This is a genomic window from Pseudomonas sp. GNP014, from assembly GCF_054344005.1.
The window spans coordinates 4256490-4269421 of record NZ_JBTGUS010000001.1 but is presented as its reverse complement, the minus strand read 5'-3'; the positions used below and the strand labels follow the sequence as shown (position 1 = coordinate 4269421).

Sequence of the window (12932 nt, the reverse complement as noted above, 5' to 3'; positions counted from 1 at the left end):
GGCATTTTTTGTCTACATCTAACGCGTTGATCAGTGCAAAAGCCGCTACCGGCATCGAAGGTCTGGATGACATCCTGGCCGGTGGCCTGTCTCGCGGACATGTGTTTTTGCTCGAAGGTGAACCCGGAACCGGCAAAACCACCGTCGCTTTGCATTTTCTCCTGGCCGGCGCCAGCGCTGGCGAACGCTGTTTGTACATCACGCTGTCGGAAACCGAGCGTGAGTTGCGCCAAGGTGCGCTGTCCCACGGCTGGGAGCTCAATGAGAACATCGAAATCTTCGAGCTGACGCCACCGGAAAGCCTGCTCAATGCCGAGCATCAACAAAGCCTGCTGTACTCTTCCGACCTGGAACTGGGCGAAGCGACCAAGCAGATTTTCGAAGTGGTCGAGCGCTTCAAACCGACTCGCGTGGTGCTCGACAGTCTGTCGGAAATTCGCCTGCTGGCGCAAAGCTCCTTGCGCTACCGCCGACAGATTCTGGCGATCAAGCACTACTTCGTGCGCTACGACGCCACCGTTCTGTTGCTCGACGACCTGACCACCGAATCCCTCGACAAAACCGTGCACAGCGTGGCCCACGGTGTGATTCGCCTTGAAGAACTGACACCCAACTACGGCGCCGAACGTCGACGCATCCGGGTGATCAAGTATCGCGGGCAAAAATACCGTGGGGGCTTCCATGACTTCACCATCATGGGCGACGGCGTGCATGTCTTCCCGCGCCTGGTGGCCGCTGAACATCGAAGTGAGTACCCGCGCCTGCAATTGACCAGCGGCATCAAGGAGATGGATTCCTTGCTGGGAGGTGGTATCGAAGCCGGCTCCAGCACCTTGATCCTCGGCCCGGCCGGTACCGGTAAATCGCTGATCTCGATGATCTTCGCCGCAGCGGCCGTGGGCCGGGGCGAGAAAGCAGCCCTGTTCATTTTTGATGAAGAGCTGGGCCTGCTGTTCGAGCGCATGCGCAATATCGGCATCGACCTCAAGGCGCTGCAGGCCACCGGTAATCTGCTGATCGAGCAAGTCGATGCCGCCGAGCTGTCGCCGGGCGAGTTTTCGCACCGGGTGCGGCGTTGCGTCGATGAGCGCGACATCAAAACCGTGGTGATCGACAGTATCAACGGCTATCAGGCCGCCATGCCCGAAGAGAACGCGCTGGTGCTGCACATGCACGAGTTGTTGCTGTACCTGAACCGCAAGGGTGCTGCGACCTTCATGACCGTTGCCCAGCATGGCCTGGTGGGCGACATGCAGGCCCCGGTCGACATCACTTACCTGGCCGACACGGTGATCCTGCTGCGCTACTTCGAAGCCATCGGCAAAGTCCGCCGGGCGATTTCCATCATCAAGAAACGTACCGGCAGCCATGAGTCGACCATTCGCGAATACCGGATTTCCTCTCAGGGCATGACCATCGGCGAACCGCTTGATGCCTTCCAGGGCGTGCTGCGCGGAGTGCCCACCTATCTTGGCGCGAGCAACCCGCTGCTGCAGGAAGAAATATTGTGACGGTGTCGGTACCGCTGGCCGAACGCGCGCTAATCCTAGCGCCCATGGGTCGCGACAGCCAGGTTGCCCTGATGATCCTCAACGAAGCGGGCTTCGGCGGCCATATCACACCGGATCTGGGCGCGTTATGCGAGCAACTGGAGCCCGGCGCCGGGCTGCTGTTGATCGCCGCCGAAGCGTTGCGTGGTCCGGATCTTGAGGCGTTATTTGATTACCTTGAACAGCAACCGGCATGGTCGGACATGCCGATCGTGCTGCTGACCCATCATGGCGGCCAGGAACAGGGCCCGTCTTCGCGCCTGAGTGATCAACTGGGTAACGTGACGTTCCTTGAACGGCCGTTTCATCCGGCGACGCTGGTCAGTATGGTCTCGGCCGCCCTGCGCGGACGCCGACGACAGTACGAGGCACGTGACCGCCTGATCGACCTGAGTGAAAGTGAACGGCGCCTGCAATCGACGCTGGAGACTCTCGAACAACAAGTCGAGGAACGCACCGCGCAACTGCGGCACAACGAAGAAGCCTTGCGGCAGTCGCAGAAAATGGAAGCGGTCGGCCAGCTCACCGGCGGTATCGCCCACGACTTCAACAATATGCTCACCGGGATCATCGGCAGTCTCGAACTGCTGCGTCGGCGTCTGGCCCGTGGGCGCACGGATGACCTCGACAGCCTGATCGACCTGGGCGTCACCTCGGCCAACCGCGCGGCGGGCCTGACCCACCGTCTGTTGGCATTTTCCCGCCGGCAATCGCTCGACTCCAAAGCCGTGCAAATGAACGCACTGGTAGAGTCGATGGGCGAACTGCTGCAACGCAGCCTCAACGAAAGCATCCAGCTGGACATGCGTCTGAATGACCGGCTGTGGGTAGCCGAGGCGGATCCGAATCAACTGGAAAGCGCTCTGCTCAACCTTGTGCTCAATGCCCGCGACGCGATGCCCGAGGGCGGCAAACTGGTGGTCGAGACCAGCAATCAGGTCCTGGACCGCGAACTCACCGAGGCCTACGACAACCTGGAACCCGGCGATTACGTGATGCTCAGCGTTACCGACAATGGCAGCGGCATGCCACAGAGTGTGATCAGTCGGGCGTTCGACCCGTTTTTCACCACCAAGCCCATCGGTCAGGGCACCGGCCTGGGTCTGTCGATGATCTACGGTTTCAGCAAGCAATCGCGTGGTCACGTCTCGATCGACAGCGAAATTGATCAGGGCACCACCGTCAAACTCTATCTGCCGCGCTTTCGCGGTGAAGAACTCTCGCGCTCCGAAGACATCGCTCATCAGGCGCCCGAGGCACTGCATGGTGAAACCGTGCTGATCGTCGAAGACGACCCGGCCGTGCGCTTGCTGGTCAGCGCGGTGCTCAGTGAACTGGGTTATGCCTTCGTCGAGGCCAGCGATGCCGATGGCGCGGTACCGATCCTCAACTCAACCCAGCGCATCGACCTGCTGATCAGTGATGTCGGCCTGCCGGGCATGAATGGCCGGCAACTGGCAGAGGTCGGACGGCAGTACCGTCCGGGCCTCAAGGTCTTGTTCATTACCGGGTATGCCGAGCATGCGGCCGTGCGCGGCGGGTTCCTCGACTCCGGGATGCAGATGATCACCAAGCCTTTCACCTTCGATCTGCTCACCGCCAAGGTGCGCGAGATGATCAATACCTGAACAGCGCCTGTAGAGGGGCGCTGATGAGGTCAGGCGAGCAGTTCCTGGATTTTTTCCTGCAATACGTCCAGATCGAAGGGCTTTTCCAGAATCGGCGCCTTGCGCGTGATCGGGCTGCCGGTCTCGCGGATTTCCTGCGGGTAACCGCTGATAAAGATCACTTTGAGATCGGGTCGCAGCTTCACGGCGGGTTCGGCGATCTGCACGCCGGAAATGCCGCCTGGCAGGCGAAAATCGGTGATCAACATGTCCAGATGCGGTTTGCTCGCAAGAATTTCGAACGCCTGCTCGCCGTTTTCGGCCTGCAATACGCGATACCCCTGCCCCGACAAGTAATCCGTCAGGATCATCAAGATAACCGGTTCGTCCTCGACGACGAGTACTACATCTTGTGCATCTACGCTCATGGGAAGCCTTTGTTCGGTCAATAGCTGCTGATACGACCGTGCGGTCACTCAGAGGTTGCGTCGGATTTGCCGTTTTCCTGGATTGGCAGACAAACGCGAAACAGGGCGCCTTCGTTGATTTCACTCTCGACGACGATGGAACCGCCATGGGCGGCGACGATCTGCTCGGAAATGAACAGACCCAGCCCGAGCCCGGCCACTACCGTCTTGGCGGAGACCCGTTCGAACTGTTGGAAAATACGTTTCTGATTCTCGGCACTGATGCCGATGCCGCGGTCCTGAACCTCGACCCGCGCCTCATCGCCTTCACGGTAAACGCGCACCTGGATCGGGCTTCGGCCGCCGTAACGCAGGGCATTGGTCAGCAGGTTGGACACCACCTGCTCGATACGGAACTCGTCCCAGTGACCTTCCACCGGCGCCGGCGCGGTGAAAATCACTTCGGTTTCCGCCGCCTCCATTTGTTGGGCAAAGTTCTGCAGCAGGTTGGCCACCAACTGCGACAGATCGAAATGGTTCGGCCGGATCGACAGTTTGCCGGTACGGATGCGCGAGACATCGAGCATGTCTTCGATCAGGCGAATCAGGCTTTTGATCTGGCGCTCGTCGCGGTCGACCATCGCGTGCATCTTGTCCAGGGTGAACGCGGCGGCGTTGTCCCGCGCCAGGTGCATCTTGCGCAACTGGGTTTCCAGGATCAGGCCGTTGAGTGGCGTGCGTACTTCGTGGGCGACGATGGACATGAAGTCGTCGCGCATGCGCACCGCCTGCTCCAGTTCCAGCTGAGTGCTCTGCAGTTGTTGCAGCAGCGCTTCCTGCTCACGGCGCGCCTGCTCCAAGGCTTCGACCTGTTGCTTCATGGCCTTGCTCTGGCGGTAGAGGTCGACGAAGACGTTGACCTTGCTCTTTACCGCGTGGATATCCAGCGGTTTGTGCAAGAAGTCCACCGCCCCGCTCTCGTAGCCCTTGAACGCGTAGTTCAGTTCACGGCCGGCAGCGCTGACGAAGATGATCGGAATGTTTTTGGTTTTCTCGGTGCCGCGCATCAACTCGGCGAGTTCAAAGCCGTTCATGCCCGGCATTTGCACGTCGAGGATGGCCATGGCGAATTCGTGCTGCAACAACAGCGACAATGCCTCGTCCGCTGACAGCGCCTTGTACACGCTGCGGTCTTCGCGCTTGATCAGCGCTTCGAGCGCCAGAAGGTTTTCCGGCAGATCGTCGACGATCAGCAGTTTGGCTTGGATATTACTCAGCATGCGATTCGTTCCAGCTCGACAAGCAGACGGCCGATGCCGTGAATGGGTAGGACATGGTCCGGCTGCTGCAGTTTCAGCGCAGCCCGGGGCATGGTGGCGACTTGCGCCTCTTCGGGATCCTGGACAATGGTCAGACCGCCCCGATGTTTGACTTGCGCCAGGCCTCGCGCGCCATCGTGATTGGCGCCGGTCAGCAGAACGGCGGCCAGCGCGGGACCGTAGACGTCGGCGGCCGATTCGAAAAGGTAGTCAATCGACGGCCGCGAATGATGCACGCGATCTTCAAGGCTCAACGACAGGCTGCGATCTTCCTCCACCGACAGGTGATAGCCCGGCGTCGCGAAATAAACGGTGCCGGCGGCAATGTCCTGTTTGTCGACGGCCTCGTGCACCGGCATCTCCAACCGCCGGGAGAAAACTTCGGCCAACAGGCTGCGACGTTCTTCCGGCAAGTGCAGGACGACAATGATCGGCAGCACGTAGCCCCGGCGCAGCGGCCCGAGCAGCGACAGCAACGCTTCGACGCCACCGGCGGAAGCCCCGACCACAATCGCCTCGACGCGAGGCAAATCCACGGTCTCGTTCATGATTTGCGGTAGATCCGTTCTTGCTTCACCAGTGGCTCGAACTGATTGGCATAGCTGGAAAAATCCAGCGTCTCTTTGCTGCCCAGCACCAGGAAACCGCGATGGCAAAGCGATTCATGGAACAGCCCGAAAGCGCGGTCCTGCAGTTTCTTGTTGAAATAGATCAGCACGTTACGGCAGGAAATCAATTGGGTTTCCGAGAACACGCTGTCGGTCGCCAGACTGTGGTCGGCAAACGTCACGTTTTCGCACAGGCTTTTGTCGAAAATCGCATAGCCATAAGCAGCCGTGTAGTAGTCGGAAAACGAGCTCTGGCCGCCGGCTTGCTGGTAGTTGGCGGTGTACGCCCGGACGTTCTCCATCGAGAAAATCCCCTGCTTGGCCTTTTCCAGCGAGCGCGGATTGATGTCGGTGGCATAAATGATCGTGCGATCGAGTAAGCCTTCCTCGCGCAGCAGGATCGCCATCGAATAGACCTCCTCGCCCGTGCTGCACCCGGCGATCCAGATCTTGATCGACGGATAGGTGCGCAGCAACGGCACCACTTCCTTGCGAATGGCGAGGAAGTGCGACGGATCGCGGAACATCTCGCTGACCGGAATCGTCAGCAACTGCAACAACTGCATGAACGCGGTCGGATCGTGCAGGACCTTTTCCTGCAGCGCCGAAATGGTTGCGCATTCGAACTGGGTCAACGCGTGTTGTACCCGGCGCTTGATCGAGGCGCCGGAGTAATCGCGAAAATCGTAGCTGTACTTGAGGTAGATAGCCTCGATCAGCAAGCGCAATTCAATTTCGCTGTTTCGTTCAACGGAGCTACTGCGTTCCACTAAATGCGTTCCATTTTCGGTAACCACACGCGAATCAGCGAGAACAGGCGATCCAGGTCGATCGGCTTGGCCAGGTAATCATTGGCGCCCGCCTGCAGGCAGCGCTCCTGATCATCCTTCATGGCCTTGGCCGTTACCGCGATGATCGGCAGTTTGCGCCAGCGCGGATCCTTGCGGATTTCCGTGGTGGCTTCAAAACCATCCATTTCCGGCATCATCACGTCCATCAGCACCAGGTCGATGTCCTCGACTTCATTGAGTTTTTCAATCGCCTCACGGCCGTTACGACCGATCACCACGACTGCGCCCTTGTGTTCCAGCGCACTGGTCAGGGCGAAAATGTTGCGCACATCGTCGTCCACCAGCAGCACCTTGCGACCTTCGAAGACCTTGTCGCGGCTGCGCGCAGTCTTGAGCATCTTCTGCCTTTCATGGGACAACTGCGATTCGACTTTGTGCAGAAAGAGTGTGACCTCATCCAGCAAACGCTCAGGCGAGCGTGCGCCCTTGATGATGATCGAGCGCGAATACTTGCGCAGATCGGCTTCTTCATCGCGCGTCAGGTTGCGCCCGGTGTAGACAATCACCGGCGGGAACGAGCAGATATCTTCGGTGGACATACGCTTGAGCAACTCGTTGCCGAGCATGTCCGGCAACTTCAGGTCGATGACCATGCAGTCGTAGATCGTTGTGCGCAACAGCTCGAGAGCGTCCTGGGCCAGGCCCACGGCGGTGATTTCGATGTCTTCATCGCCTATCAGGCGCGCAATGCTTTCGCGCTGCAGGTCGTCATCCTCGACCAGCAGCACGCGCTTGACCTTCTGCGTGAGCTTGGCTTCGAGACGGGCAAACACGTCCTTGAGTTCTTCGCGAGTGGTCGGTTTGACCGCATAACCGATGGCGCCCATGTGCATCGCCGCTTCGACGCGGTCCTCGACCGAGATCACGTGCACCGGAATGTGCCGGGTGCCGGGATGCTCTTTCAGGCGCTGCAAAACGGTCAGGCCGGAATGGTCCGGCAGACGCATGTCGAGCAGGATTGCATCCGGGACGAACTCGCTCGCCAGGTTATAACCCTCGTCCGCACCGTGGGCGACCAGGCACTGATAACCCAGTTCATGCGCCAGGTCGTAGAGGATATGGGCGAAATTCGGCTCGTCCTCCACCACCAGAATGCAGCGGGTGGTGAACGGCGCCTTATCGCGATCATCGGCAAACCGTGGAATGTGCACCGGAGCCATCGGCGATGCCGCAGGTACGACCGGCGCGCTGACCACCGGGGTCGGCAACGGCGGCGGTGAATAGGCCATCGGTGTACTCGGGATTCTGGCTGACTCGCTGTACTGCTGCGGCAGCACCAGGGTGAACACACTGCCCTGCCCCGGGGCACTGCTGACACTGATCGAGCCGCCCAGCAGCGTGGCCAGATCCCGCGAGATCGACAGCCCCAGGCCGGTGCCGCCGTATTTGCGGTTGGTCGTGCCATCGGCCTGCCGGAACGCTTCGAAAATGCTTTCCTGCTGATCGGCGGCAATGCCGATACCCGAATCGCGCACGATGAATGCGACACGATTATCGGGCTGGCCAGTGATGGTCAGGCTGACCGCGCCCGCTTCGGTGAACTTCACGGCGTTGGACAGCAGATTTTTGATCACTTGCTCCAGACGCTGGCGGTCAGTGAACAGGGTCACCGGTGCGTCCGGTTGCAAGTCAACGCTGAAGGTCAGGCGCTTGTCCGCCGCCAGCGGTTCGAACACGTTGCGCAGGCTGTCTGCCAGACGCGCGACACTGGTGTTCTCCGGAATCACTTCCAGTTTCCCCGCCTCGACCTTGGAAATGTCGAGAATGTCGTTGATCAGGTTCAGCAGATCGTTACCGGCCGAGTAAATCGATTCGGCAAATTTCACCTGCTCGGCAGTGAGGTTGTCCTGCGGGTTTTCCGCCAGCAGCTTGGCCAGAATCAGCGAACTGTTCAGCGGTGTGCGCAGTTCGTGGGACATGTTGGCGAGGAACTCGGACTTGTACTTGCTCGAGCGCTGCAGTTCTTCGGCGCGCTCTTCGAGCTGCACCTGGGCCTGATTGAGTTCGGTGTTCTTCAGATCCATCGCGTCGCGCTGTTCGGACAGGGTTTGCGCCTGCTCGGCCAGCTGTTCGTTGGTCTGCTCCAGCTCGATCTGCTGGGTTTCCAGATGCGCCTGGGATTCCTTGAGAATCCGCGACTGTTCTTCGAGTTCTTCGTTGGCGGTTTTCAGTTCTTCCTGCTGCACCTGCAACTCTTCGTTGAGCTGCTGGGTTTCGGCGAGGACTTCCTGCAAGCGCTGGCGATAGCGTGCCGCTTCGATGGACGTGCCAATGTTGCCGGCGATCAGTTCCAGCAGTTCGATATCGCGATCGTTCAGCGGGCGCAGGAAGCCCAGTTCGATCACGCCGTTGACCCGGTCATCATCGCTGGTCGGCACGACCAGTACGCTGTGCGGCAGGCCTTCACCCAGACCGGAGCTGACCTTGAAGTAATCGGACGGCACCGAATCAAGGCGAATCAACCGCGCATGGCGGGCCACCTGACCAACGATGCCTTCGTCATTGTTGATCGACTGGTCCTTCTCCTCTTGCTCGCGGGAGAAACCGTAAGTCGCCACGCGCTTGAGGCCGCCGTGTTCTTCACGCACATACAGCGCGGCCACGGCCGTACCGAGGTATTGCGCGCAGAATTGCAGAATATTGCGGCCCAACAGATTGAGCGTGAGTTGGCCCAGCACTTGCTCGGCGAGTTCAGTCTGACCGTTACGCAGCCAGGCCTGTTGCTCCAGGCGTGCGGCACTGGCTTGCTGGGCAGCCAGGTTGGCGCTGTAGTTGGTCGACAGATTGACCAGATCGCGGCGGCCGATGTAGGCCAGCAAGCCACTGATACCGGCGATAAACAACAGGTACAGGCTGATGCTCCAGATCGTGGTCCGGCGCACGTCCTCATTGCGCGTGGTGCGCAGCGTCTGCTCGGTGTCAATCACGTCTTCGAATTGCTTGCGAATCTCGTCCGTCAGCCGCTTGCCCCGCCCCGCCTTGACCGCGCCGCGGTAATCGCCGCTGGAACGCTGCAGATCGATCATCGTTTGCGCGTAGTTGGCCCACTCGACCTGCAACGCCTGCAGACGGCGCAGACGATCGGTTTGCACCGGATTATCGGCGGTCAGCTCAAGCAAGGTGTTGAGCGCCACATTGATTCGCGGCTTGGCGGTCTCGTACGGATCGAGGAAATGCTCGTCGCCGCTGAGCAGGAATCCGCGCATGCCGGTTTCCAGATCCACGGTGAGTTTCACCGCTTCGTTGGCGTTATTGATCACCCGATCGGTGTGCTCGACCCACTGGATGACCGACAGCAGATAAGTGATCAGCGAGACGAAGAACACGGCACTGACCAGGCCGACGCCCAAGGGCAGGCTGATGTTGCGACTCAGGAGTTTACGAAACCGTTGTTCATCAACCGAAGACGGAGAGGACATGGGGCAGCCTTGTCGAACTGTTGAAAACCAGAGAGTTTGCCCCAAAACGGCACAGTGGTTCCATTTTTCTCATCGTTTTAGCAGTGATTTCCCGCTTTTGCCCGCGCTGACCCGGCGGTCAACGGTTATCCTTGCCGTCAGGTGTCTCGCGATTCTTTTTTGTATCCGTGCGGGAACTTGTGGCCATGCGCCACTTACTCATGCAAGAGCCCGGTACTTTTGATCGACCGGCGCCCCTGAATTTTACCTTTGAGAGCCCTGATTATGTCCGACACCCAGTCCATCATCCTTGTTGTAGAAGATGACAACATCGTGCGCATGTTGATCGTTGATGTGCTGGAGGAGTTGGGATTCAAAGTACTTGAGGCCGATGGCAGCGAGCAGGCCCTCGAGACGCTCAAGGATCCGGCCCTGCGCATTGATCTGATGATGACGGATGTCGGCCTGCCGGTGATGGATGGCCGCGAGCTGGCGACTCACGCCCGTCTCCTGCGCCCTGACCTGCCTATCCTGTTTGCCAGCGGCTACGCCGAAAGCATCGACGTGCCCGCCGACATGCACGTGATTGGCAAGCCCTTTTCGATTGACCAGTTGCGGGACAAGGTCACCAGCATTCTGAAACGATGAAACCCGCCGGCCATTGCAGTCATGCACAGTGCCCCGGAATAACCAGAGGGAACCCGCCCTCCGGTTATTTCAGCCTCTATTGATTCGCTCGATCGCGCTTCGCTTTTTGCCGCTCTCTGAACGCAGTGATGTCATCGCTGGTGACTTTGCCTGCTTCAGGTCGAGCTGGTGCGGAATCAGGCTGCACCGCCGGCACAATGGCCTCCTCAGCGCTGACCGCTTCGTTGCCAAAGTCGAGATCGGAGAACAGGTCATCTGCCCCCAGCGGCTGGCGGAGCTTGTTACCGACCTCGCGCCCGCCCCCCTTCAACGGATTGATGTCACTTGCCGCGATGGCACGATTGATCGCTTTCGGGTTGGGTATGAACCTTCCGCGTGAGTCGTAGGCTCCCAGAATCAAGGCGGGAGGCAGATCGACGCCATAATTGATCTCCAGCGGTGGCAGGGTCTTCAAGCCGGAATCGGGACGAAAGGCCAATTCGGTATTGGCATACAGATGAAAACCTTCCAGCTGCCGTGCATCAATGAAATAGGTATGGCCGCCCTTTTGCCCGCCATAGACGAAGGCGCCAGCCCCATCCTTCTTATAGAACGCGGAGGTGGAGATACCTGCGCCATCGGGACTGAGCGCGTCATGTGCACCACCGTAACCGCCCTTTAAACCGTTGATTTCATCGAGGTGCCTGATCGGCGCGCGCTGAGTGAAACCCTTCTCGAAAATGATCGCCGGGTCGCGCATGTCTCCCCGGAACACGAAGCCCTGATAGACATAGCCTTTTTCCGGGCCGGAAAGACGCACAAGTTGGGTATTCGTCGCTAGCGTCTGTGCCACGTTCGGTCCGCCGGCCAGCTCCTGCAAATACCCGGCAACCAGCAAACCTTTGCCTGCCTCGGGTATTTGCTTGCCGGTGGTGCTCGCCAGTTGCTGGCGAAGCCGGGTTGCCGATCGGCGCAACACTGAAGGTCGATTACTGTTCTTGAGCGCCTGAAGCACCCGCCGGCTGATGTCTTTTTTGGCCAGGGCTGACAGGGCTTTGCCGAGTATTTTCTCAGCGATGGGGCCGGCCAGTTCAGCCAGCACGCCAATGGCTGCGTTGATTCTCAACCGCTCGGCCTCGGACGGGTCATCCGATATCCCGGCACGCACCAGATCCGTTGCAGAGGCCCCAAGCCCCAACAGAAAGGGAATCAGCATACGAATCGGCGCGGAAGCCAGCGCGCCTGTTCCGCCGTACGGCAAAGAAGCCGCAAACGCGATGCACTGCAGAAGATACCCTGCGGCTTCCAGGGCGATATCGGTGAGACGCTCAGCCTGAGTTGAAACCAGCGTGTCGATGTCTGCCAGCGCCCTGTCGACCTGACGATCGAACAACGCCTGGCCGATATCCGGGCGGGATTGAAAGACCAGTTCCCGATAATTGGGTCGGGTGACAAAAACAGGAAGCTCCAGGCCTCGATATTTGAAATCACGTACATGGGGCTTTTGCTGATCGCGCAAGGGAATCCGTTTCAACAGGTGTTTCTGAAAGTCGCTGTTGTTTTCTACAAACTCTCCGCGGGCGTCGTGGCCGGCGGGAAATTCGTAGGCAGCACTGTCTTCGCCCAGGAAGAACACCACACCGCGCCCAAGATTGCTGTGGCCAATAAATACGGCATTGTCGACCTTCAGATCAGGATCGCTGTGCAGATTGATGACGCGTGGCGCAATCAAGCCTTTGAGGTAATGGAAAGCAATAAGTTGATCGTCAGCAGAGCGCTTGTCGCTTTTGATGAACTCCACGACCAACTTGTTCAACTCGGCTTTTTTCAGCAGGCGAGCGAAGGCCGCCACTGCAGGGTTACTCAGGTTATCGCTGACGTAGTGTTTGAAGTCAGTCTGGTAGTCCGCGTCACTGAAACTGTCAACCAGCGCTTGCGGATACTCGGCGGGCCATTGAACCTCGACCCCGTAAAAGGGTTTCAACTGACGCAAGTGATAGTCCGTGCAGATTTCTGCCAGGGTAAACGTCTTCTCTTTCCAGACAATCGGTTTTTTCTCCCCTTTGAGCGAATCACTGCGTTGGGGCGAGTCAAGATCGTAATATTTAACCGCTAACTCGGAGTCAAACTGAATTGTTTCGCGCAGCTTCTCGTCTTGCACAATCTTCAGCACTGTTTCATCAATGCAATCCCGAATAAAGCTGGCCGGATCAAAACCCACGGGATCCGTGATGATCGCGCAGCCTTTCCAGACACTTTCCGCCAATTCCCTGGTATTTACACCGTCAAAAACATCATCTTGAGGCGCCGTCAGGCGGGCTGTTCGGGGATTCAGGGATAGTGCAACTTCTTCCAGTTCCGCCAATGGGTCCAGCAGCCACGACAACGAATCTTCGAAATCCTCATGAATTCCTGGCAAATACTTACTCATCATTAATCTCATGCGCACAGTATTAAAATGCAGGATGCATTTTTTTCACTACTGTCGGCAAACACAAAACTAACAACCCTTCTTCGCTTTCATAAAGACAATAGTTATTAGCATTCTTTACTTCAGCCACAACC

General features: G+C 58.6%; 9 protein-coding genes. 3 read left to right on the top strand and 6 right to left on the bottom strand.

The window, feature by feature from the left end; translation table 11 throughout:
* Nucleotides 1-8: 8 nt before the first annotated feature.
* Complete coding sequence (locus ACXX9E_RS19205) at nt 9-1511, top strand: ATPase domain-containing protein (RefSeq protein ID WP_336346800.1); 1503 nt, start codon at nt 9-11, stop codon at nt 1509-1511.
* Nucleotides 1508-3178: a response regulator gene (locus ACXX9E_RS19200; RefSeq protein WP_267794857.1), complete on the top strand. Its 1671-nt coding sequence runs from the start codon at nt 1508-1510 to the stop codon at nt 3176-3178. The genes ACXX9E_RS19205 and ACXX9E_RS19200 overlap by 4 nt, the downstream gene beginning before the upstream one ends.
* A 29-nt stretch (nt 3179-3207) precedes the next feature.
* Here the strand turns inward: ACXX9E_RS19200 and ACXX9E_RS19195 are convergent, their stop codons facing one another.
* From ACXX9E_RS19195 to ACXX9E_RS19175, 5 genes are read right to left on the bottom strand one after another with little or no spacing between them, the layout of a single operon-like run.
* Nucleotides 3208-3585: a response regulator gene (locus ACXX9E_RS19195; RefSeq protein WP_103304982.1), complete on the bottom strand. Its 378-nt coding sequence runs from the start codon at nt 3583-3585 to the stop codon at nt 3208-3210.
* A 44-nt stretch (nt 3586-3629) separates the two neighbouring features.
* On the bottom strand, nt 3630-4844 hold the full coding sequence (locus ACXX9E_RS19190; RefSeq protein WP_222832968.1) for a hybrid sensor histidine kinase/response regulator: 1215 nt from the start codon (nt 4842-4844) through the stop codon (nt 3630-3632).
* Complete coding sequence (locus tag ACXX9E_RS19185; RefSeq protein WP_123468517.1) at nt 4838-5431, bottom strand: chemotaxis protein CheB; 594 nt, start codon at nt 5429-5431, stop codon at nt 4838-4840. Before ACXX9E_RS19185 ends, ACXX9E_RS19190 begins: the two co-directional genes overlap by 7 nt.
* Complete coding sequence (locus ACXX9E_RS19180; protein WP_123468515.1) at nt 5428-6261, bottom strand: CheR family methyltransferase; 834 nt, start codon at nt 6259-6261, stop codon at nt 5428-5430. Before ACXX9E_RS19180 ends, ACXX9E_RS19185 begins: the two co-directional genes overlap by 4 nt.
* On the bottom strand, nt 6261-9761 hold the full coding sequence (locus ACXX9E_RS19175) for a response regulator (RefSeq protein ID WP_458555962.1): 3501 nt from the start codon (nt 9759-9761) through the stop codon (nt 6261-6263). Before ACXX9E_RS19175 ends, ACXX9E_RS19180 begins: the two co-directional genes overlap by 1 nt.
* 264 nt (nt 9762-10025) lie before the next feature.
* Between ACXX9E_RS19175 and ACXX9E_RS19170 the strand changes: the two genes are divergently transcribed.
* Nucleotides 10026-10388: a response regulator gene (locus ACXX9E_RS19170; RefSeq protein WP_128614085.1), complete on the top strand. Its 363-nt coding sequence runs from the start codon at nt 10026-10028 to the stop codon at nt 10386-10388.
* A 76-nt stretch (nt 10389-10464) separates the two neighbouring features.
* On the opposite strand, the gene ACXX9E_RS19165 is transcribed toward ACXX9E_RS19170, so the two are convergent.
* A complete protein-coding gene (locus ACXX9E_RS19165; protein WP_458555961.1) occupies nt 10465-12798 on the bottom strand; it encodes a hypothetical protein in 2334 nt (777 codons plus the stop codon).
* Between the last annotated feature and the right edge of the window lie 134 nt (nt 12799-12932).